Here is a 21778-nt window from a genome sequence, read left to right as displayed (position 1 = left end):
ACCCCTCTCGTTCATGGATAGTCATCCATACCATCTTTCGAGAGGGGTTACACTTTTTTCTTAAGTTGACAGCTATGGGCTTGGCGCTCGCCCGCGGCAAGCGTAGCTGTTTTGCGGAATATCAAATAACTGATAAAAAATAAAACAATTCTCTGCTTTTTTTGTTTATTTTTACTTTATCTTCTTATCCCATTCCTCGATATTCCACAAGACGCCGAAGCCGTGGTGGCCGAGCGTACGTGTGCTGATTCCTGTCACATTTTCATTGACGCCGTATAAAGCTTGAAGGTAAACAAGGAAATTATACGGCGGGTCAATGGTGAGTTCTTCTTGGAATTGATGGTAATAAGCTTTTCTTTCATCGACATCTGCCGTTGTTCTTGCCTTCATCAGCAAGTCGTCGACTTTGTCATTCTGGTAGGAACCAAAATTATATTGGCCATCGCCAATTTCACTGCTGTGGAATAAGCGGTACGTATGGTCATCCGGATCGAATTCACTGCCCCAGCCAATGATTAGCGCGTCTTCACCGTCGTAGTCGATGGCATTCTGGTCGACCGGTTTCGGCTTGGCCACGATGCCAAACGGTTTCAGCTGTTCCGACACAACATTGGCAAGCGCTACACGCACAGTGTCCTGAATGGGAGAGACGAGCTCAAATTCAAAACGCTGTCCGTCTTTTACAAGCACGCCGTCAGAACCTTTAACCCATCCGGCTTCTGCCAAAAGCTGCTCCGCTTTTTCAGGGTTATGAGTATAACCTTCTTTAACAGCGGTTCCGGCCCAGGATTTTTGCAAAGGTCCGTATGCCGGTTCGCCTTTGCCGGCCAAAATCCCTTTCACCAATTCACCCCGGTTGATCGCATGATTCATCGCTTGGCGGACCCGTTTGTCCTGGAACAAAGGCAAGTCGAAATTATACAGGACTGCCCGGTAGTCGGCTGTCGGTATTTCATGCACCGAATAGGGGTCGCTTTCTTTTGTGCTGGCCAACTGGTTGGGTTCAATAAGAGCCAGATCGATTTCACCGGTTTTCAATTGAAGGATCCGTGTATTTGCATCCGGCACCGCTTTAAAAACAACTTCGTCGAGTTTAGGGACAGGGCCATAATAGTTATCATTTCGTTCTAATGTAATGGTATGGTCGCTGTCCCATTTCTTCAACTTAAAAGGACCATTGCCGACAGGATTCTGATTGAACGCTGTCGTATTGAGGTCTTCGCCGCGCAGCAGGTGTTCAGGGACAATGCCGATTTTCAGCTTGTCCAAAAGTGGAGGGAAGGGCCGGTGCAAAGTCATGGTTATTTCATAGTCACCTGTCACTTCCACTGACGCAATTTCATTAAATTCACCGGCAATGGGAGTATTCGTTTCCGGATTCTGGATTTGGTCGAACGTGAATTTCACGTCTTTTGCGGTTACCGGTTCCCCGTCTTGCCATGTCGCGTCTTGCCGAAGCATAAAGACATAAGTCAATTGGTCATCTGAAATTTCCCAGCTCTCTGCTAGATCAGGTGTTACCTGGTTTTCTGCATCAGGTTTTGTTAAACCCCTAAAAAGAAGGGCATCGATTTCTTGGCTCTCGTCCAGAACCGGATTGACTTTCTCAATTTCTGAAGCCATTCCGTAAACGAGCTGTTTCATTCCTGATGAATTTGCCGAAGTATCGCTTTCCTGGCTGCATCCTGCCAGCCCGATCAAAGCGGCAGCCAGCAAGAATTTCCATATTTTTTTATTCATAAACTTCCACCTTTATCTTGTCGTTTAGTAACTTTCTGCGAGCATCGTATCCTGGCATGCAGGATAAAAGCTGCTTTGTATAGGGATTAGTCGTCAAAAGTATTTCATTTGCGTCGGCTTCTTCTGCAATAGCCCCTTTTTCCATTACGTAAATCCGCTGGCAGATTGCCAAGGCAACTTGGATGTCATGCGTAATAAATAAAACGGCCAGATTTTCTTCCTCGTTAATAGACTGAATCAGCGAAATCAGTTTTGCTTGCGAACTCATATCCAAACTGGCAAACGGTTCATCCAGCACAATCAGTTCAGGCTCCATCAGCAAGGAACGGGCCAGTGCAGCGCGCTGCCTCATGCCCCCAGACAATTGATGAGGGTATAATCGGCCGTCAGAAACAGACAAGCCGACTTGTTGAAGGACAGCCTGCACACGTTCTTCTTTTCCTTCTTTTTCTTCTTTCCTGTAATCCAATCCTTCGCCGACAATCTTTTCGATTGTCCAGCGCGGATCGAATGAAGCGAGAGGGTCTTGGTGCACCCATTGAATCCCTTGGCGGAAAGACTGCTTTCCAAGCCACCGGATTTTTCCGCTCGTACATGGCTCCAATTGGAGCATCAGCCGGGATAACGTGCTTTTGCCGCCACCGCTTTCGCCTATCAGCCCCACGATTTCTCCTTGCGCTATATGTAGGGATACATCTGTCACTGCAGGGAGCACTTCTTGCTGAAACCAATTCTTCTTTATATATGTTTTCGTTGCATGCTCAACTTTCATGACGAGGTTATTGCTAGGCTGCTTTATAGGCCGGCTGGAACCGGAGAGCAGCAAATAATCCGCCAGCAATTGCTTGGCTTCGGGGGAACGGGGAGCGGTTAACAGCTTATCGGCCGGAGACCATTCCGCTATTTTCCCCTTGCTCATGACAATCACTTCATCTGCGATTTGGGATACCACTCCCAGATCATGTGAGATGAATAAAACCGAGCTCCTCGTTTGTTGCCGCCAGTCTCTGATCAGCTCGATCATCTCGGCTTGGGTCTGTAAATCAAGCGCAGTCGTCGGTTCGTCAGCAATCAGTAACGAGGGATTCATCGCAATGGAAAGAGCCAATTGAACCCGCTGCCGCATACCGCCTGAAAGCTCGTGGGGATAAGAGCGGAAAACCTTTTCGGCATCTTTCAGTTGCACTTGGCGAAGCAAGTGCAATGTCTGTTCTTTCGCCGCTTTTTTTGATAACGAAGAATGAGCGGCAAACAGCTCTAAGAAATGGCGGCCAATCGTTTGGATTGGATCAAATGTCTGCCAGGTATCTTGAAAAACAATGCCGATTTCTTTCCCTAGATAATGCTTTCGCCGCTTTTTATCCATTGAAAATACGGGTTCTCCCGAAAATCGGACAGAGCCGGACCCAATGGATATACCCTCCGGCAGCAAATCGATGAGCGCCCGTGCAGTCAGGCTTTTTCCGGAGCCGCTTTCACCGATGATGGCGGTTATAGTATCTTTTCGAACGGAAAAAGAGATAGCTGAAACGATTGCTTGCTGGTGTTCGGCAATCGTCAGCCGGTCGACTTCAAGAAGAAATCCACTCATTTTTATTCCCCTTTCTGAACTGCGGTGCCGCTAAGCGGTCCTGCAGTTTGTCGCCTAAGAAATTGATAACCAAAATGGTATACATGATGCATCCGGCAGGGAACACTGCCAGCCACCAGGCTCCTGCAAGCAAATGACTTTGTGCGCCCATCAGCATATTGCCCCACGAAGGTTCTTGCGGAGGGATGCCGATGCCCAGAAAGCTGAGAGTGGCTTCAGCAAGAATCGCATGGCTCATTCCGCTGATGGCAAACACAATAATGGTCGGAATGCACTGCGGCAGCATATGCCGGCGCAGCAATTGAAATGGAGAAGCTCCTACCACTGCAGAAGCCTGTATGAAAACATCTTTTTTCATGGCCATAAGTTCTGTACGGATCAACCGGGCAATAGGCATCCAGCTGGTCAGGCTGATCACTAAAATCACAGCCGTCAAACTAGAAGGAAACACAAGTTGCAGCCCGATCATCAATAAGAGGGAAGGGATGCTTAAAAGTGCGTCGATCAGGCGCATCATCACCCCGTCGATTCCTCCGCCTGCCAATCCGCTGACGGCGCCATAGATGACTCCCACTGCAACGGACACGAGCATGGCCGCTGCGCCAACAGCCATGGAAACCCGGCCGCCATATAAGAGCCGGGAAAACACATCTCTGCCCAGTTCATCCGTTCCAAGCAAATGAGCGGGACTTGGAGGCTGCAGTACGCTGTTCATTTGAACTGCAAGTGGATCATGGACTGCCAGTAAAGGAGCAAACAAGACGGCAGCGAGAAGCGCAGTAAATGAGGAAACGGTAAAAATCATAAACCAATGGCGTTTCATGTTCATCATTCCCCCTCCCCGAGCACTTGACTGCGCAGACGCGGGTCAATCCAGGCGCAAAGAAGATCCACAAATAAGTTAACCAGGATGACAAACACCATGCTCAGCATGATGATGGCCAGCAAGACGGGATAATCATGCGCAAGTGCTGATTTCAATGCCAGGCGGCCAAGGCCTGGCCAGGAAAAAATGGTTTCCACTACCACCGAGCTGGCCAAAGAAACTGCGAGCGACATGCCGGCGTAGGACAATAAGGGAATGGAGGCATTGGGCAGCAGATGGTTTTTTAAGATGGTCCATTGTGAGAATCCGCGTGCTTTTAAAGCAAAGATAAATCCAGTGTCTTTCGTAATAATGATGTGATTGCGCAAAAGCCGGATATAATAACCGGCATGTGATAAAGCGAGGACGAGCGATGGCAGTAGAATATAGCGGAGTTGTCCATTTCCCATTCCGGATGTTGGCAAAATGCCCAGGTAAACGGAGAAAAAAATCATGAGCATCAAAGCGAACCAGAAAGGAGGGATGGACAGAAAGACGAAACTGATGGCAGTCACTGCGTGATCGTACAGTGAACGATGCTTTAACCCGGTGGAGACACCGAACAACACAGCCAGCAAGAGCAGCAGAAACTGGGAAGACAGCAATAATAGAAAGGTTGGCTGCAAGGATCCTGCTACCACTGCGGCGGCATCCATTCCGGAAATGGTGGATTGTCCCCATTCCCCTTGAAAAACTTGGCTGAGCCATTTGGCATACTGGATAGGCAAAGCTTCATTCAGCCCCAAATTTTCTGTAATGCGGAACCGGTCCGCTTCACTCAACTTCTGAAGCTGGTCTCCATACATGGCCGCGACCGGATCACCAGGAAGAACACGGATAAAGGCAAAGCAAAGCATGCTGCCTATAACTAAAACAACAAGCGATTCAGCGATACGCTTTACAATGAAACGTCCCATTTTCTTCCTGCTTTCTATAAAAAATAGTGGATTTTTGATGGAAAATCATCAAACACCATGTCCTATTCTAGCATACGACCAGTTCTTTTTAAATGTTAACGCATATCGCTCAGGCATTGATGTGATAGGCTTTACCAGCGAATTCTCATAAGCGGAAATGAAGAACCAAGCCAGGGCGCAATAAGAGAATATTATTTCTAAGTAAATGGAAGAAATGGTTCATTATACCTGTTAACGCATCAAGCTGCAAAAGATGAAAAAGGCCCCTTTACCTGAATTTTGTCAGGAAAAAGCGGCCCTTATTTGAGAAAGAGTGGTTATACTTGAATTTCTTTTCGCTTGCTGGCTGGCGGGATTTTCAGTTCCTCCCGGTATTTGCTGATGGTGCGCCGGGAAATGGTGATGCCTTTTTCGGTATTGAAATACTCGGCGATTTTTTGATCTGAATAAGGCTTGTATTTGTTTTCCTGTGTGATGAGTTCCTGCAGAAGGTTCTTCACTTGTGTCTGGGAAACGCTGCTGCCGTCTTTCGTTTCGAGCTTGGTGGTGAAAAGCAGCCGGAGTTCGAAAGAACCGAAAGCGGTCTGCACCACTTTGTTGGCAGTAGCCCGGCTCACGGTGGATTCGTGCATGCCGATTTCTTCGGCGATGTCCTTTAGAATCAAGGGATTCAAATAACGGAAGCCATATTTGAAAAAATTCTCCTGTTTAACGAGCAGGACATCCATGATTTTAATGATGGTGTTCCGGCGCTGCTCAATGCTGCTGAGAAGCCACTGGTATTTTTCGTAATGGCCATTGATGTACTTGGAAAGTTCATCTTTTGCACGCGGCCGGATCTCATAGTCGCCCGACATGCGGATTGCCGGCAGGTAACCGTCATTAAGGCTGAACGACAGCTTGCCATCCTTGAATTCAACGATGATGTCCGGCGTGATGTAATCCGTTTCACTGCCGCAGGTTAAAGAACAAGGACGGGGCTGCAGCATTTGTATGAAACCGACCAGCTCTTTCACTTCCTGCATGGAAATGCCCATTCGGGAGGCCAGTTCTTTCCATTTATGGTCAGCCACAAGTTCCAGGTGATTCATAACCAATTTTTCCGCCAAGGAATTTTCGGGATAGAGATGCCGGATCTGCAGAAGCAGGCATTCCTTTACATTTTTCGCGCCGATGCCGGCCGGCCCGATTTGCTGCAGCAAAAGCACACCTTTTTCAATTTCCTCTTTGCTGTATGGAAGCAGAGGTTCTTCCTGGATAGCCAGATAGCCATTGTCATCCAAATTATAAATGAGGAACTTTAATAGTTTTTGGGTATGGGCATCAGGAAAAGCGAGCTTCGCCAGTTCAGCTAATTCGTCTTTTTTATTTTGATGATCCGCAGGTTCCAAAACGGCTGCAGATTCGGATTCTTTAAAACTTCGGCTCTTCCGGTGCAGGCGCTCCTGATATACGGAAGAATTCTCTTTTTCTTCTAATTCGATTAAGGGGTTCTCGAGCTGCTGTTCCCGTATGTACTGATCCAGTTCATACGTCGAGTATTGCAGCAATTCAATTGCCTGGCGCAGTTCGACGGTCATGGTAAGGTGCATTTCCTGCCGCTGCTGAAGCGAGTAGTTCATGATAAAACCTCCTTTGAAAACAAATGAATGAAAGCGTTTGCAATAATCTGTTTTATTATAGCACGGAGTGCTGTGCATTTGGTTCAATAAAAAAATTGAAATACAACTGATACAAAAATAGTTTTAAATTTTTCTGAATAAAGTGATCTAAAACAAACCTTGTTCCGTTTAGTAGTCAGAACTAAATTAAAACAGGAAAAGGAGATGTTTTTGATGAAAATGAACAAACTATTGGTAGCTTTGCCGTTAACCCTTTCTTTGCTTGTACCGACTGCTGCATTGGCGGACAGCCACGGGACACATTCTTCGAACGAGGCTTCGATGGAAAGCAGCACAGCCACACCCGCTGCTGAACTTCGGATTGCACTGGATACGGTTCTGACCGAACATGCCTTTTTAGCAGTTGAAGCGATGAGGAAAGGCGTAGACGGAGCGGAGGATTTTGACCAGGCATCCGGAGCGCTGTTGGCAAATGCAGATGATTTGAAAGCAGCAGTTGCTTCTGTTTACGGGGAAGAAGGGGCAGCACAGTTTGATGAAATTTGGAAATCGCATATCGGTTATTTTGTTGATTATGTAACAGCGACCGCTAAAGAGGACCAGGCAGGAAAAGACAAGGCGCTGGCGGATCTGGAAGAATACAAGAAAACGCAATCCGAGTTCTTCGATGCAGCAACTGAAGGCGGCTTGCCAGCAGCGGCTGTCCAGGAGGGACTGGATATGCACGTTGATCAGCTGGTAGAAGCATTTGACGCTTACGTTGCGGGAGACTTTGAAACGGCATACGCATTGGAACGGGAATCTATTCATCATATGAGCATGTTTGCTGAAAGCCTGTCGATTGCTATCACCAGCCAATTCCCAGAGAAATTCGATAACACCAATCCCGATACTCCGGCTGCTGATCTTCGCGCCCAACTGAATATGACGTTCACCGAGCATGCGGGGCTAGCGGCAATGGCCATGCAGGACGGCGCTGATGGAGCGGAAAGCTTTGAACAGGCATCTGCTGCTTTGATTGCCAATGCAGATGATTTATCGGCAGCGGTTGCTTCGGTATACGGGGAAGAAGCGGGAGCACAGTTCGCGGAAGTCTGGAAATCGCATATCGGCTACTTTGTTGACTATGTAGTGGCAACAGGGGAAGGCAATGCTGAAGGACAGGAACAGGCAAAAGCGGATTTGGATGCCTATATCGTTGAACAAGCAGCACTTCTTGACGCTGCAACGGAAGGGCGTGTGCCGGCAGATGCTTTGGAAGAAGGCTTGACGGCCCACGTTGATCAATTGCTTGTTGCTTTTGATTCCTATGCAGCCGGCGATTACGATACAGCCTACAACTCGATTCGTGAAGCTTACGCGCATATGACCATGCCGGCGGCCGGCTTATCCGCAGCCATTGTTGACCAGTTCCCGGATCAGTTCGGTGCAGCAGAAATGCCTTCCGAAATGCCGAAAACCGGAATGGGTGGAACAGCAGAAGAGTCTTCAATGCCGTTCATGTGGATCCTGGGCGGATTGATGCTGGCTGGATTGACGACAACAATTGCCTTGCGTGTACGCAAACAAAACTGATCGGAATATGTGTGGAAAAAGAACGTTCGCAAAGTGTTTTGGCACTTTTGCGAACGTTTTTTTATTTTTAGCGCTTCAACTTTGGAAAAGCAGCAATCAAATATTCGTCCTATTTTTCGTTCTAGTTTTTGTTGAATTAAATCAAATCATCCGAAAAGAAAGATGTTATTTTATTTAGTATAAGTATACTTTACTTTTATTTAAAAATAATTTATAGTATATCTTAAGAGGTGATGGTCATGAAAAAAGATTTTGGTGATTCGATATCCAATAAAGTTTATGAATATCGCGTACTTGCCAGAATGTCTCAGCAAGAATTAGCAGAGAAAGTGGGAGTTTCCAAACAAACCATCTTCGTAATGGAAAAAGGAAATTATGTTCCGACTCTGCTGTTGGCTTTTCGGATTGCCGATTTTTTTGAGGTTGATGTAAACGATATTTTTACTTATGTGAAAGGGAGTGATCAGATTGACAAATAATTTCTCAGCTATCTCTAACGCCATTTTTAACCCTTTAAAGTCCTGGGCTGAACAATCTACAGGAAATTGGAATATGCTTATTGGAATTGGATTTTTACTGCTTATGGGTAGCGCAATTTTTGTCTATGTAATTTATATGAAGATTGGGGAAAGCGACGAACGGACAAATCAAATCTTTTTGAAAAGTGGTTTTTATATGCTGGGAGCAATTATTTTATGTGACATGATATTTCCCAAAGAGTATATGTGGACCATCTTTTTCCTGTTCAAATATACGCTGGCATTTTTAGCAGGTGGAATTTACATGGCTGTCCAATATAAAAAGGATTTTGCATAACGAAAAGCCAAGAAGCGAGGCCCAGCCATTGATGGAGGATAGGGTTTTACTAAATAAAAAAAGTGGTGTGAACTGCCTGCCGAACTTAGTCCGTTAATCAAAGATCTCATCAAGCAATATTCACGTTCTTTTTCGTCAAATCAGTAAAGCTCTTTGAAATAGAAGAAACCTGTCATTGTAAGTTCTTAGAATCAAGAAGTGCGAAAGGTAAAAGCAACGAGAGTTCACATTGTCCAAGAACGGCACAAGCATTCAAAAGTACTTAATCAACAGGCAGTTGTTCTCAAAATGAGGAAATGACTACAAGAAGTGAAGCTGAGGAAATGCAAAGATAAAGATAGCCAATGCTTTTCATTCCGTCTTTCAGTTGTTCTATAGCAAACGATAAAAAAACAAATGAAACCACTAAAAGAGCAATTCGAGGGTTCGGATCAAAGTCACCATTTATTAACCAAAAGATGCAAAAAAGTATAATGAGTAGACGGATACCGAGATTAAATGATTTTAACATTATACAACCTCTCTTCTTTAGTGATAATTTCTATTTATTTACAATAATATACTTTCGATCCTGATTAATTCAATATAAAAAAATTAATCCGAATGTAGCTTATCGGGAAGCAAGCTGCATTCGGGTTATTGATTTCCCTATATGGGTAGAAAAAGAAACTTCTAAGTATAGTGAAAGGGTAAGTTAGATTCAAATTGCTGATGCTAATAAATTCTAATAGACTTTTGATAAGTAAACTGCAGATCAGCACTTATATTAAGGTGTTTCTAAACTAAAATGTCAGCAGCAGTTAATATGTAAGGTAATAACAAAGAAGTATTTCATGAATTCCATAGAATTTTGAGACTATTGCTGTTTTATAAAATAAAATCATTGCACAAAATAAAAGCAGCAGAGCAAACTATTGATTAGTCAGCACTACCACTCTTATTATGTTCTATGTTCATGTATTGTTGGAAGCTTGCAGATTGTTATAAGGTCTGTAATTTACTTCTACTTTGTCATTTTCCTGGAAAGGTGAAAGCATAAATGCTGCTTTAAAATCTACATTTCCTTTATTAATTAAGTAATGGACTCTTTTTGGTTCCACATGAATAAAATCACCTTTTTTGCATTGGAAAATTTCATTATCGATATGAATTTCTAGTTCTCCTTCTAAAACATAGAAGTTTTCTTCCATAATATTATGATAGTGTGCATTAAAATCCTGGCCCGCCTTTAATACTACGATCCCAAAATTCATTCTAGGTCCTTTTTGCAGGTATTTAGGTCCACTATCTTTAAATCTGTATTCTACTTCGTTTTCATTGATAACTGTCATTGTAAACACTCCCTTTTTTATCTTCTAGTCCTGGGGCACTCCACATATATTCTGTAAGACCTTTATCAGCCAACTCAAGTTGATTTTTATAAACTTCTTCCCATTTGGCATACAAAAGATTATAAATTAAATGGTTTTCGTGGATAGGCTGATATTCTTTTTCAAATTTAACTACCTTTGCGATGGCATCATTAAAGTCTCTATAAATACCAGCGCCAATCCCTGCGCATATTGCAGCTCCTAAAGCGGAAGATTCTTTAACAAGAGGGACCTTTACGGGTTTATTTAATACGTCTGAAACGATTTGGCACCATAAATCACTTTTGGCAGCTCCGCCAGCAAAAATAATGGAGTCTGGCGAAGTATTGGTAATATCCTGGACCAAATCTATATTTCCTTTTGTAATAAACGCTGCATTTTCCATGATTGCTCTATAAAATGTTGATTTATTGAATTTCTCGGCATCTAGTTTAAAATTCAAGAAACTTGGTGCTGCGTGTTTCCATGAAATATAATTCATTTTGTCGGAAAACGCAGAAATCATGCCATAACTCCCCACAGGTACGCCTGCAGCTCTTTTTTCCATTTGTGAGTAAACGCTTTCACCGGTTTCATCTTGAATATGTTTTTCTAAGTCACAGAAGCTGTCCCTGAACCATCTCATGACTAGGCCTGGATAAAAAGCGATTGCCTCATATTGCCAAGTGTCTGGTACCGCGTGGCAATTCACTCTTATTCTTGACTGCTCGTCCATTTTTACATTTTTTGTCGTGTACTCATATTGCCAAAAACTTCCCCCTAGAACAGCCGCATCTCCTTCGTTTATCACCCCCATTCCAATACAGCCAAGTTGAGCATCGCCACCGCCAGCGACTACCTGTGTCTCTGTACTTAATCCAGTTAATTCTGCCATCTTTTCTGTAACTGGACCTATGACAGTACCGCTTTCATATACGGCGGGGTAGATGTTATCTCTTAGTCCTGATTTTTTAGCAAGATCAATATCCCACTTTCGATTTGCGATATTAAATAATCCAGTGGTGCAGCCATTTGAAGGTTCCACAGAAATCATGTCTGTTAAACGATAAGTAATCCAGTCGTTAAGCATAGTGACATGCTTAATTTTTTCATATATTTCGGGCAAATTATTCTTCACCCATAGAATCCTTGGAATGGCACATAAGGAAAAAGTCTGTCCGGAGATTTGATAGGCTTCTTCCTCTAACTTTGGATAAGATTTATAGAGGGTAGAAACTTCATTGCTGGAGCGCGAATCTACATTCGCACAAGCCCATAGCTCTTTGCCGCTTTCGTCATACAAAACAATTGCTTCTCTCATGCTCGTGGTGGAAATTGCTGAAATATTTTTGGGATTGATACTGCTTTTTAGAAGAGTTTCTTTAATTAAGTCTTTGATAATACTAAAGTTCGTTTCAATATCAAAATCCATTGAACCTGGAAATCTGCTATCTTCCTTATGAACCCATTCAGATTGAGAAACGCAAAGTTCCTTTCCTTCCGTATCAAATAATATGACTCGTACACTCCCAGTTCCTGCATCAATAGCCATCAAATACTTTTGCACAATTTACCACCCTTTCGGATTTTTATTCGAGTAAGCTATAGGCAATATTTTCATCGGTAATTAAGACATTTATATAACCTCCTTTTAAAGCTCCAATAATGGCTTCTTTTTTTTCAAGCCCTCCTGCTACAGCTACTACATGATTCAATGATTTTAGTACGTTGATTTCTGTGCTAATCAATCGTTTATGCAAACTCAAATCCAGGATGTTTCCATCGATGTCATAAAACTGATTTAATAAATCACCAACTGCACCTTTTGATTTGAAGATTTCTATATCTTTTATGCTTAGAAGCCCTTCTTTGATAAGAGTTGCTCGATTATTTAAAGCACCAATTCCAATTACAGTAAGGTTTGAGTAAGGAACCATTTCCAGAATGCTGCTAACGGAATTCTCGCTTTTTAAATTAGTAGCAAGATTTTCCGTCGATACTATCAATGGGGAAGGGATGATGTAATGACTGTAATTAGGATTCGTATAATAATCAGATGATTGATCAATAGCGGTTGGCATATAAAACTTAACTCCTCCAGAGAGTGAGACAAAGGATACTTTATATTTTGCAGAAATATTCAAATGTCCAAGAGTCTTTGAAACAGCTTCTCCGTACCCGATGCTGATCATGGTGTCATTCGTCACTCTATCTTCTATATATTGTGCAGCTGCAATCGTAATGCTATCTACAGTGCTTCCGTTAGATGAGGGAACAATGTAAATGTCATCCAAATTGTATTTCTCTAGCAGTTTTTTTTGTAAATTTTGATCAGAAATCTTATCTATATTGATTTTAAATTGGATGATGTTTTGGTTTTTAGCCATCTCTAAATACTTAATGACTCTCATTCTTGAAAGATTGAGGGCTTTTGCGATTTCTGATTGAGTCAACCCTTCATTGTAATATTTCCAAGCCACTTTTATTGCTACTTCTTTTTCATAAGACATATTCATCGAACTCCTTAATAAAATCTAAATTATAAAAACATTCCTAAAAAAAGGCTAACAAAATATTTACCATTAAACAAATGTTTTAATATGAAATGATAAAAAATATTGAAAGAAGCTCTTTTATTGATGATTTTACTAGCTTATTAGGAGTTTTTATGAAAAAGAAGCGTGCTACATTACTCAAATATAAAACTTAATATTTAGATTAATTAAACTTTTTACTATTGATTAATAAAAAGTTATAAGTTATCATAATATTAAGAATATAGTAAGCGCTTCCAAAAGGCAATTCAAATTTTGAAATTTGTAACAAAAATTCCTGTTTTTAAAGGGGGGAGAAAAGTGGCGCAAGAGAAGAACTTAATAAAATTAGATGGGATTTACAAAAGCTTCAATCAAAACAGAGTCTTAAAAAATGTCTCTTTAGATTTAAGTGCTCATGAAGTCATCTCGATCATCGGGGGGAATGGAGCAGGAAAAAGTACGTTAATGAAAATATTAACCGGAGTTTACAAGGTGGATGAGGGAGTAATTGAAGTCGATGGTGAAAAAGTTGAGAATTTAAATCCTTCCTTAGCACATAAAAAAGGAATCTACCTCGTTCCCCAAGAACCTTTATTGTTTCCAAATATGACAGTGGAGCAAAATATTACTTTCGGTTTTGATAAATCAAAGCATGAAATTCGAGAAGAAACAAAAAAACTGTTAACAGAGTTAGGTTGGGAATTAGATCTTAACCGTTTAGCCATTACTTTAACGATAGCAGAGCAGCAGCAACTTGAAATTATTAAAGGTCTTCTCCGCAAAGCTAAGGTTCTTATATTAGATGAACCTACTTCTGCATTAACTTTTTCTGAAACTAAATCACTGTTCACGGTCATTGAGAAATTAAAAGCTTCGGGGGTTGGTATTTTCTATATTACACACCGGTTAGATGAAGTTTTTGAAATCTCAACTCATGTAGTCATATTGCGCGATGGAAAAATTACACTTAAAGGAAATATTAAAGAATTTACAAAAGATATGTTGATTGATGGCCTGTTACCTGAGGGAAGTGAAGTGAGGCATAAAGCTGCTTTTGAAAAAGAACAAGTCCATATTTCAAGTGAAGCCCCTGTGCTAAGACTTGAAAAAATTAGCGGAGATGGATTTAGAGACATTAGTCTGGATGTCTATCAAGGTGAAGTAGTTGGACTTGCAGGCCTTGTAGGTGCAGGAAGAACGGAAATAGCTGAAGCAATATATGGAATAACGAAATGCCATAAAGGAAAGATATATTTAGATGGAAAAGACATTACCAGCCTTGGAATAAATGAGGCAATAAAAAATGGGATTGCGTATATTCCTGAGGACCGATTTTTACATGGAATTTTTTCAATTGGTTCCGTCAGAAATAATCTGACTGCCCAAGTAGTAAAAGGAAGACGTTTTTTTCTTAATAGTAAGAACGAAAAAGCAATTACTAATAAATTTGTTGAACGATTAAGTATTAAAATAGCGGATCATCATCAAGAAATTAAATCCTTGTCGGGAGGGAACCAGCAAAAAGTAGTAATCTCAAGAATCCTTTCTACGAATCCACGTTTGATAATTATGGATGAGCCTACACGAGGCATTGATGCTGCAGCCAGAAGCGATATTTACTCTATCATTACAGAGCTTAAAAAAATTGGCTATTCAATTTTATTGATTTCATCTGATTTGGAAGAAATCGAGAGAATAAGTGACAGAATATATGGTATTTATCGCGGCACGTGTAATGCACACCTTGAATTTAATGACATTAATGCAGCCAATGTAATGAAAGTAGCTTTTGGAACCTATAAAGGAAGTGAATCATATGTCGAAAATTGAGACTATGATAAAAAAAAGAGAAACTAGGACACTGCTATTTCTGATTGGACTCTTTATCATAGTAGGTTTTGTGAACTCTGAGTTTTTAAATATAAATAATATCCAAAACTCTTTTAAAAGCAGCTTGCTTTATATTGTTCTTGCAGTTGGATTAACCTTTGTGCTTTTGACAGGAAATATTGATATTTCTGTAGGAGGAACATTGGGCCTTAGTGCTGCGGTAAGCGGTCTTATTTTAAAGGACGGCGGCAGTATTGTTTTTGCAATAGCAGTTGCTGTATCGATTGGTGGGTTAGTGGGTTTGATCAATGGCTTGGGCGTAACCAAATTAAAAATTTCCTCTTTTATAATGACGCTCGGAATGCTTGAAATAACGAGAGTTATTCAAGTTATTTATACAGATGGGCAATGGATAGAGAACTTGCCTGTTGCGTTTAAAAATTTATCGCAAGCGCAGATTGGTGGAGTAAATCTATTAATGCTCATCATAATGCTCGGTGTAGTCGCTGTGCATTTATTTTTATCCAAGAGCAAAAAAGGAAGATACTTTTCTGCTATCGGAGATAACATTGATGGGGCAATTCTATTAGGAGTTCCTGTCCAAAGGTATGTGACTTATTCTTTTGTAGTTTCTGGAATCAGTTCCGCATTGGCCGGATTAATATTTGCGAGCCAGGTTGGGTTTATTTCAACAAATGCTGGTTTAGGAGTGGAAATGACAGTCATTGCTGCTGCTGTTCTTGGAGGTGTGTCGTTGAGTGGAGGAATTGGTTCAGTCATTGGAGCATCTATCGGAGCAATTATCATGATTTCGATCAATTCGGCTCTTGTTTACATGAAAATTCCTGCCTTTTGGAATGATGCCATTTCCGGTGCTTTGCTCATCACAATTGTATTGACTGATGCACTATTAAATAGACGAAACGAAAGACGCACTAAGAAAGAAAGGATGAAAGCAAGAGTACTTCAAGATTCGGAACCTAGAGTTATTAAGGAGGTTTCAATAATTTATGATAAGTAAAATGCCGAAATGGAATCTCGCTTTAGTTTTGATTTTGATAGCAGAAATAATTGTGTTTGGCTTAATTAATCCAAGATTTTGGAACCTCACTATACTTTTGAATAGTTTTAATGATTTTGTCGGAATTGCTATCATTGGTTTTTTTGTGACCTTTGTAATTATTACTGGGGGGATAGATATTTCTGGAGGTTCTATAATCGGGCTAACTTCAGTTGTTACAGGAGTTCTATCTCAATTAGTAGGTTTGGATATTTGGGTCGCAGTAATTGTCGCTATAGCAGTAGGGGGGCTATGTGGATTGCTCAATGGTGTCTTGATCGCTTACGGCCGGGTACAGGCCATGGTTATTACTTTGGGCGGTTTGCTTTTATACAGCGGCATCGCAATTGTTTTAGTGGGAATATCGGGTGCTAGTTCTTATGAAGGAATCGCAGGTTTTTCCGAGAGCTTTAGTAATCTGGCCTATGGAACAGTATTAGGCATACCAAACTCAGTTGTTTTATTTATTGTCATGCTTATAGTTGCTTACGTTCTGTTGCATCTTTCCAAGTATGGGCGCTACATATTTTTATCAGGAATTAACCCGGATGCAGCTGAATATGCTGGTATAAATACAAAAAAAATTATTGCCAGCACTTATGTTTTATCGGGGTTAAGTGCTGGAGTAGCTGGTGTAATGCTGACTTCTTATTTGGGAAGTGCAAGAGCAGACTTTGGTTCAGAATATTTAATGTCAATATTAACCGTAGTCGTTCTTGGCGGGACATTGATTACTGGAGGTAAAGGAGGTGTTATCGGAACCGCTTTGGCCAGTATAATTGTAGGTTTTTTGCAAGTAGGGATGCAAATGGGGGGAGTTTCAACTCAATACATTGGATTGGCAACAGGCTTGTTGCTTATCCTATCAGTAGCTTTACTAAGTGTTTCAGCTGAATTCAAGAACAACGTCAAAAGATTAACAGCTAAAAGAAACCTTAAAGAGGGGGAAGTGTAATGAGTAAATCTAAGTTGATTTTAGCATTGTTAGGAATGGTAATGATCTTTTCAATATTGACAGCTTGTAATGACGATAGTAATCAAGCCTCTAGTGAAAGCGGCAAAAATGGCGGCGAGAAGGATCCAAGTGAGGTGGAGGTAGTATTTATCCCGAAAATGACAGGGAATGCTTTCTTTGAGTCTGGAAATAACGGTGCTCAAAAAATGGCTAAAGAAGTAGGGTTTAACGTTAAATATGATGGAACACCTGAAGGGACGGTAGCTAATCAGGTGCAAATTATTAATAGTGCAGTCAATAGTGGCGCTGATGCAATCGCAATTTCATCTGTAACTTCTGATGGGTTAAATCAAGCGTTGAAAAAAGCTAAAGATGCTGGAGTTAAGATAGTGACTTGGGATTCGGACGTCGAACCGGAATATAGATCATTTTATATCAATCAAGGTACTCCTGAAATTCTTGGCGCCATGCTAGTGGATATGGCCGCGGAACAAATGGAAGATCCAGATGGTGAAAATCAAGTTGCTTGGTTTTATTCAAGTCCAACTGTCCCAGACCAAAATGCATGGGTTAATTATGCAGAGAAATACATCAAAGAAAAATACCCTAAATGGGAAATCGTGACTAAGCAATACGGTGAAGGAAATGAGCAGAAGTCATTGCAAATTGGGGAAAGTATTATCGACTCATATCCAGACCTTGCTGCTGTTATTGCACCTGATTCCACAGCTCTTCCAGCAATGGCCCAAGCAGCGGAAAATAAAGGTTTAAAAGCAGAGGACCTTATTATTACCGGTTTTGCATCACCAAATTCTATGCGAGGATTCATCGAAAATGGAACGATCGTTAATCATGGTCTTTGGGATGTTCAAGATCAAGGTGCATTAGCTGTGTACATTGCCTATCATTTAGCACAAGGAAATGAATTAAAGGTAGGAGATACTCTTGAAGTGCCGTCTATAGGTGAAATCAAAGTAGAACCAAATACTGTACAAGGTTACGAATATGAAGCAGATGATTCAGGGATAATAATTTTACCGGAAAGAATTGTATTTACAAAAGAAAATACTGGTGACTATGATTTCTAAAAATAAAGATGTTATAAAAGGAGATTAGAAAATGGCTGATATTGAAGGGAACAAAGGTGCAAAACAATTTGCGGAAGATATTACATTTGCTAATACAGGAAACTTCCATGTGAAAGGAGCTAATAACTTAGATTGGGGCATGAAAGATCGTTTATCTAGAATATTTAATCCTCAAACTGGAAAAACGGTAATGTTGGCATTTGACCATGGTTATTTTATGGGGCCAACAGCTGGATTAGAGAGACTGGATTTATTGATTCCCCGGTTAGCTGAGCATGCTGATTGCTTAATGGCTACAAGAGGAGCCATCAGGACTAGTGTTCCAGCAAACTATAATAAAGCAATTGCACTTCGAGTGTCATCGGGTTCAAGTATTCTGCAAGACGATTTAAGCCGCGAATCGATGGTTGTAAACATTGAAGAAGCGATCAAAATGAATGCAAGCGCTATTGCTGTCCAAACCTTTATTGGGGCAGAGGGACAAAAAGAAACTATCGAAGAATTGAATAAAGCAGTAAATCTAGGCTCCAGATATTCAATTCCTACTATGGGTGTAGTAGCAGTCGGAAAAGATATGGAGCGTACAAGCCGATTCTTTCTCTTGGCTACTAGAATGTTGGCGGAATTTGGAGCGCAAATTGTTAAAACATATTATTGTGAGGATTTTGAAAAAGTGGCGGCGGCTTGTCCTGTACCTTTGGTAGTTGCAGGGGGGAAAAAGATTCCAGAAAAAGACGCGCTTACATTGGCCTACAACTCTATCCAGCGCGGAGCAGCTGGAGTAGATATGGGAAGAAATATTTTCCAATCACAAAACCCGGAAGAAATGATTCAAGCTGTAAACAAAGTGGTTCACAACGGATTCACTGATCAAGAAGCTTATGAATTTTTCCTTGATATGACCAACGAAAAAATAAAAAATTAAATTAAGAACTAACAAAGCTTCTATTCAAAAAATAGAAGCTTTGTTATATATGACGGAGGTGCAGAAAATGGCAAAAGTTGCATTTTTACTGGATTCTGATTTCGAAGATTCCGAAATGAAAAATCCTTATGAAGAATTAAAGAAGGAAGGCCATGAAGTGGTTATAGTAGGTAATGAAAGTAAATACTTATGTAAAGGCAAAAAAAATATCGTGTCATACCATACAGATATATCAAGCTCCGAAGCAATAGGAGAGGACTTTGATGCGGTAATTATCCCAGGTGGCAGCGCTCCTGAGGCTTTGCGCATTAATGAAGATACGCTAAATTTCATCAAAGAGTTAGACAGTAAATCAAAACTGATAGCAGGGATTTGCCATGGGCCTCAAGTGATGATAAGTGCAAATATTATTCAAGACAAAACATTAACTTGTTATAAAGGTATTCGTGATGATGTTATTAACGGAGGCGCAAAGTACGTTGACGAAGAAGTCGTTGTTAGCAGAAATATTATAACTTCGAGAACTCCGGATGATGAACCTGCTTTTATTAAAGAAATCTTGTCTTATATTAAATAAAAATGAAATCAGATTTGTCATTGAGTTAATATGAGGAGGATTTTATGGGATTAACTCCAGTAAAAGATATGTTAGACAAGGCTTTAAAGGGAAACTACGCTGTAGGCCATTTTGATGTTCATAATTTAGAGTGGATACAGGCTGTTTTATCAGCTGCTCAAGAGACGTTTTCCCCCGTTATTTTAGGAGTCACTGAAGAAGCTGTCGATTATTTTGGCGGTTTCAAAGTAGTAAAAGATCTTACACTTTCACTTATTCAAGAAATGAATATAACTGTTCCGGTCGCCTTACACCTAGATCACGGTTCTAATGTAGAAAACTGTATCTTTGCTATTGATGCTGGATTTACCTCTGTGATGATTGATGGTTCAAGCTTTTCATTTGAACAGAATGTCAGGATGACAAAGGAAGTCATTGACTATGCACATCCAAGAGGAGTTACAGTCGAAGCGGAATTAGGAAGTATTGGCGGTGAAAAAGGGAAGGTAATATCAAATAATCCAATTTATGCGGATTTAGCTGAATGTGAAAAATTAGTGGAACTAAGCAGTTTAGATAGTTTGGCTCCATCACTTGGATCTGCCCATGGCCCATATAAAGGCGACCCTAAAATAGATTTTGAGAAGATGGGGCAAATTAGCAGATCCATCAAGATACCATTAGTATTACATGGAGCCTCTGGCCTTCATCCTGCGCAAATTAAAAAAGCAATTTCATTAGGAACAGCAAAAATTAATGTAAACGCAGACAATCACCTTGCCTTTACCAAAACAATACGTCAGATTTTGAATCAAGATGAAAAAATTTATGATGCAGCTGATTACATTGGAGAAGGGCGTAAAGCGGTAAAAGCGATGGTGATTGAAAAAATTAACTTATTCGGATCATCTGGAAAAGCGGAAAATTTTGAAACCATTAAAGTTATATAAGCAAGAAAGTCTAGAGGAAGTTAAGGCCGGCACTTCAATAAACTGTACTTTACAATGTTGGCTTATTTTATAATATTTCAATGCTACAAAAATAATCCCTACTAAAATTTTAGTAAATCAAAAGGGCAGACAGCTTTTTAAGCTGTTTGTCCTTTTACATATCTAAAATTATTTTTCAATTTCGCAGCTTTGATCGATTTCTTCTTTACGAAATAATTTTACATTATTGCCTTCTCACCCTTCGACATAATATTCAACACCATTTTCGGTATAGGATTCCAATATCAAATGAGCTGGTACAGCGTTCTCCATCACCTGCATCTTGTATTGAAACATACCAAAAGCACTTGCGGCAACGATCAATAATGTAATCAAGAAAACGCCTGCTTTTTTCATTTCTTAATTCCTCCGGCATGTTGTACCGTGGAGCGGCGGACCTTGATAAATGAAACCAGCTGATAAAAAAGAATTGCCAGGCCTAATAGGAATGTAAAGAAAGGAAAGAGGAACGGAAAAAAGAATATCGGATACGAATGCCAGGCGTCTGTGTAATAGCCGATTTCTAGCGGATACATCGAGCTGTAGTTGATCAGCTCTGTCTGATAGCTATCACGTTCTGTAAACAGGAAATCTTCTTTTTCGATGGAGCCATCCTTGGTCACCGTATAGCTGCGAAACGCCAATTCGTCATCGGCTGCGTAGCCGATGTGGTCTCCGTGTTTATTTCCAGTGATATGCTGCTTTGACATATTCACGAGAATGACCAGTTTTTCATCATCCTTTTCCTTAACGATCAAAGGCAAAATGTGGCTGCTGTACTGCTCCATTCCTGCTGCACCTTCTTTAACGGCATAGCCGGCCAGCTCTACAGCAATTTCCTCGTTTATTTTCAGCTGGATATCCGCAACCACAAATGGCTGTTCCCAAGGATCCTCGTATGCATCGGTAACATTTACATGGGATACGGAGACATCTGTACCGTACCAGGAATAACTGCTTGGCATAGAACCTGCGCTCTCGATTTGAATTTGTTTGCTCATGGAAGTTTCATGCATTTTTTCGAGTATCATTTTAACGGTAAGCGGAGCAGAAAGAATCAGCAAGATAATGGCAAGAAGCATCAATAGATATTTTTTTCTCAATAGAATTCTCTCCAGTCAGGAAATGCATATTTGCATATTAACATAAATTCCCTGCTAGCTGAGCATCGCTGAAACGAAATAATACAGTGAAAAACTTCGTAAGGTGAACGTTTTTATTGAAGTTAAGATGGCGTTTTCCGCAGTCAGAAGGGCTTTAGTTGTCATTCAGTGCAAACAGGCAATAGAGAATCAACAATAACAATATAGCAATAAGCAATAAAAGTTTATTGTAAAACGATAAAAATGATGGTAGAATCAAA

General features: G+C 40.8%; 20 protein-coding genes. 10 read left to right on the top strand and 10 right to left on the bottom strand.

Features of this window, described 5'->3' with window-relative positions; translation table 11 throughout:
* Positions 1-171: 171 nt before the first annotated feature.
* The 5 genes from AC3AQ9_RS11255 to rpoN form a co-directional block, all read right to left on the bottom strand.
* Positions 172-1740, bottom strand: a complete 1569-nt coding sequence (locus AC3AQ9_RS11255; protein ID WP_488307559.1) for an ABC transporter substrate-binding protein — start codon at positions 1738-1740, stop codon at positions 172-174.
* Entirely contained in the window at positions 1733-3331 is a 1599-nt protein-coding gene (locus AC3AQ9_RS11250; RefSeq protein ID WP_488307558.1) for an ATP-binding cassette domain-containing protein, read from the bottom strand. Before AC3AQ9_RS11250 ends, AC3AQ9_RS11255 begins: the two co-directional genes overlap by 8 nt.
* A complete protein-coding gene (locus AC3AQ9_RS11245) occupies positions 3312-4160 on the bottom strand; it encodes an ABC transporter permease (RefSeq protein ID WP_488307557.1) in 849 nt (282 codons plus the stop codon). The genes AC3AQ9_RS11250 and AC3AQ9_RS11245 overlap by 20 nt, the downstream gene beginning before the upstream one ends.
* On the bottom strand, positions 4160-5113 hold the full coding sequence (locus AC3AQ9_RS11240) for an ABC transporter permease (protein WP_488307556.1): 954 nt from the start codon (positions 5111-5113) through the stop codon (positions 4160-4162). The genes AC3AQ9_RS11245 and AC3AQ9_RS11240 overlap by 1 nt, the downstream gene beginning before the upstream one ends.
* A 317-nt stretch (positions 5114-5430) precedes the next feature.
* Complete coding sequence (gene rpoN, locus AC3AQ9_RS11235; RefSeq protein WP_488307555.1) at positions 5431-6735, bottom strand: RNA polymerase factor sigma-54; 1305 nt, start codon at positions 6733-6735, stop codon at positions 5431-5433.
* Positions 6736-6948: 213 nt separating this feature from the next.
* On the opposite strand from rpoN, the gene AC3AQ9_RS11230 reads away from it, so the two are divergent.
* From AC3AQ9_RS11230 to AC3AQ9_RS11220, 3 genes are all read left to right on the top strand, one after another.
* Positions 6949-8310, top strand: coding sequence for a copper amine oxidase (locus AC3AQ9_RS11230; protein ID WP_488307554.1), 1362 nt, complete (start codon positions 6949-6951; stop codon positions 8308-8310).
* Between the two features lie 239 nt (positions 8311-8549).
* On the top strand, positions 8550-8789 hold the full coding sequence (locus tag AC3AQ9_RS11225; protein ID WP_488307553.1) for a helix-turn-helix transcriptional regulator: 240 nt from the start codon (positions 8550-8552) through the stop codon (positions 8787-8789).
* Entirely contained in the window at positions 8773-9126 is a 354-nt protein-coding gene (locus AC3AQ9_RS11220; protein ID WP_488307587.1) for a DUF2178 domain-containing protein, read from the top strand. The genes AC3AQ9_RS11225 and AC3AQ9_RS11220 overlap by 17 nt, the downstream gene beginning before the upstream one ends.
* A 953-nt stretch (positions 9127-10079) precedes the next feature.
* Here the strand turns inward: AC3AQ9_RS11220 and AC3AQ9_RS11215 are convergent.
* The 3 genes from AC3AQ9_RS11215 to AC3AQ9_RS11205 are packed head-to-tail and all read right to left on the bottom strand — an operon-like array spanning position 10080 to position 12985.
* A complete protein-coding gene (locus AC3AQ9_RS11215) occupies positions 10080-10457 on the bottom strand; it encodes a cupin domain-containing protein (RefSeq protein ID WP_488307552.1) in 378 nt (125 codons plus the stop codon).
* Positions 10441-12027: an autoinducer-2 kinase gene (gene lsrK / locus AC3AQ9_RS11210; protein WP_488307586.1), complete on the bottom strand. Its 1587-nt coding sequence runs from the start codon at positions 12025-12027 to the stop codon at positions 10441-10443. Before lsrK ends, AC3AQ9_RS11215 begins: the two co-directional genes overlap by 17 nt.
* 37 nt (positions 12028-12064) lie before the next feature.
* On the bottom strand, positions 12065-12985 hold the full coding sequence (locus AC3AQ9_RS11205) for a sugar-binding transcriptional regulator (protein WP_488307551.1): 921 nt from the start codon (positions 12983-12985) through the stop codon (positions 12065-12067).
* A gap of 345 nt (positions 12986-13330) precedes the next feature.
* Between AC3AQ9_RS11205 and AC3AQ9_RS11200 the strand changes: the two genes are divergently transcribed.
* The 7 genes from AC3AQ9_RS11200 (at position 13331) to fba (ending at position 20376) form a co-directional block, all read left to right on the top strand.
* Positions 13331-14842 carry a sugar ABC transporter ATP-binding protein gene (locus AC3AQ9_RS11200; protein ID WP_488307550.1) on the top strand — a complete coding sequence of 504 codons (1512 nt, stop codon included), beginning with the start codon at positions 13331-13333 and terminating at the stop codon, positions 14840-14842.
* Complete coding sequence (locus AC3AQ9_RS11195) at positions 14829-15863, top strand: ABC transporter permease (protein ID WP_488307549.1); 1035 nt, start codon at positions 14829-14831, stop codon at positions 15861-15863. Before AC3AQ9_RS11200 ends, AC3AQ9_RS11195 begins: the two co-directional genes overlap by 14 nt.
* Positions 15853-16857 carry an ABC transporter permease gene (locus tag AC3AQ9_RS11190; protein WP_488307548.1) on the top strand — a complete coding sequence of 335 codons (1005 nt, stop codon included), beginning with the start codon at positions 15853-15855 and terminating at the stop codon, positions 16855-16857. Before AC3AQ9_RS11195 ends, AC3AQ9_RS11190 begins: the two co-directional genes overlap by 11 nt.
* Positions 16857-17945, top strand: a complete 1089-nt coding sequence (gene lsrB, locus AC3AQ9_RS11185; RefSeq protein ID WP_488307547.1) for an autoinducer 2 ABC transporter substrate-binding protein LsrB — start codon at positions 16857-16859, stop codon at positions 17943-17945. Before AC3AQ9_RS11190 ends, lsrB begins: the two co-directional genes overlap by 1 nt.
* Before the next feature lie 31 nt (positions 17946-17976).
* Entirely contained in the window at positions 17977-18870 is an 894-nt protein-coding gene (gene lsrF / locus AC3AQ9_RS11180) for a 3-hydroxy-5-phosphonooxypentane-2,4-dione thiolase (protein ID WP_488307546.1), read from the top strand.
* A gap of 67 nt (positions 18871-18937) precedes the next feature.
* Entirely contained in the window at positions 18938-19447 is a 510-nt protein-coding gene (locus tag AC3AQ9_RS11175; RefSeq protein ID WP_488307545.1) for a type 1 glutamine amidotransferase domain-containing protein, read from the top strand.
* Positions 19448-19491: 44 nt separating this feature from the next.
* Positions 19492-20376 carry a class II fructose-1,6-bisphosphate aldolase gene (gene fba / locus AC3AQ9_RS11170; RefSeq protein ID WP_488307544.1) on the top strand — a complete coding sequence of 295 codons (885 nt, stop codon included), beginning with the start codon at positions 19492-19494 and terminating at the stop codon, positions 20374-20376.
* A gap of 234 nt (positions 20377-20610) precedes the next feature.
* Here the strand turns inward: fba and AC3AQ9_RS11165 are convergent, their stop codons facing one another.
* Entirely contained in the window at positions 20611-20772 is a 162-nt protein-coding gene (locus AC3AQ9_RS11165; protein WP_488307543.1) for a hypothetical protein, read from the bottom strand.
* Positions 20769-21518 carry a hypothetical protein gene (locus tag AC3AQ9_RS11160; protein WP_488307542.1) on the bottom strand — a complete coding sequence of 250 codons (750 nt, stop codon included), beginning with the start codon at positions 21516-21518 and terminating at the stop codon, positions 20769-20771. The genes AC3AQ9_RS11165 and AC3AQ9_RS11160 overlap by 4 nt, the downstream gene beginning before the upstream one ends.
* Between the last annotated feature and the right edge of the window lie 260 nt (positions 21519-21778).

The organism is Planococcus sp. VCh962 (assembly GCF_057748275.1).
Note: the sequence above shows the minus strand (reverse complement) of the source record. Positions and strands in the feature narration are given on the sequence as shown.

What these genes read in the sequence shown, in the direction of transcription:
- AC3AQ9_RS11195 (WP_488307549.1), top strand. Translation starts at nt 14,829, where the DNA reads ATGTCGAAAATTGAGACTATGATAAAAAAAAGAGAAACTAGGACACTG.
- fba (WP_488307544.1), top strand. Translation starts at nt 19,492, where the DNA reads ATGGGATTAACTCCAGTAAAAGATATGTTAGACAAGGCTTTAAAGGGA.
- AC3AQ9_RS11190 (WP_488307548.1), top strand. Translation starts at nt 15,853, where the DNA reads ATGATAAGTAAAATGCCGAAATGGAATCTCGCTTTAGTTTTGATTTTG.
- AC3AQ9_RS11255 (WP_488307559.1), bottom strand. Translation starts at nt 1,740, where the DNA reads ATGAATAAAAAAATATGGAAATTCTTGCTGGCTGCCGCTTTGATCGGG.
- AC3AQ9_RS11165 (WP_488307543.1), bottom strand. Translation starts at nt 20,772, where the DNA reads ATGAAAAAAGCAGGCGTTTTCTTGATTACATTATTGATCGTTGCCGCA.
- AC3AQ9_RS11245 (WP_488307557.1), bottom strand. Translation starts at nt 4,160, where the DNA reads ATGAACATGAAACGCCATTGGTTTATGATTTTTACCGTTTCCTCATTT.
- AC3AQ9_RS11250 (WP_488307558.1), bottom strand. Translation starts at nt 3,331, where the DNA reads ATGAGTGGATTTCTTCTTGAAGTCGACCGGCTGACGATTGCCGAACAC.
- lsrK (WP_488307586.1), bottom strand. Translation starts at nt 12,027, where the DNA reads ATGGCTATTGATGCAGGAACTGGGAGTGTACGAGTCATATTATTTGAT.
- lsrB (WP_488307547.1), top strand. Translation starts at nt 16,857, where the DNA reads ATGAGTAAATCTAAGTTGATTTTAGCATTGTTAGGAATGGTAATGATC.
- AC3AQ9_RS11240 (WP_488307556.1), bottom strand. Translation starts at nt 5,113, where the DNA reads ATGGGACGTTTCATTGTAAAGCGTATCGCTGAATCGCTTGTTGTTTTA.
- AC3AQ9_RS11175 (WP_488307545.1), top strand. Translation starts at nt 18,938, where the DNA reads ATGGCAAAAGTTGCATTTTTACTGGATTCTGATTTCGAAGATTCCGAA.
- AC3AQ9_RS11225 (WP_488307553.1), top strand. Translation starts at nt 8,550, where the DNA reads ATGAAAAAAGATTTTGGTGATTCGATATCCAATAAAGTTTATGAATAT.
- AC3AQ9_RS11205 (WP_488307551.1), bottom strand. Translation starts at nt 12,985, where the DNA reads ATGTCTTATGAAAAAGAAGTAGCAATAAAAGTGGCTTGGAAATATTAC.
- AC3AQ9_RS11215 (WP_488307552.1), bottom strand. Translation starts at nt 10,457, where the DNA reads ATGACAGTTATCAATGAAAACGAAGTAGAATACAGATTTAAAGATAGT.
- lsrF (WP_488307546.1), top strand. Translation starts at nt 17,977, where the DNA reads ATGGCTGATATTGAAGGGAACAAAGGTGCAAAACAATTTGCGGAAGAT.
- rpoN (WP_488307555.1), bottom strand. Translation starts at nt 6,735, where the DNA reads ATGAACTACTCGCTTCAGCAGCGGCAGGAAATGCACCTTACCATGACC.
- AC3AQ9_RS11230 (WP_488307554.1), top strand. Translation starts at nt 6,949, where the DNA reads ATGAAAATGAACAAACTATTGGTAGCTTTGCCGTTAACCCTTTCTTTG.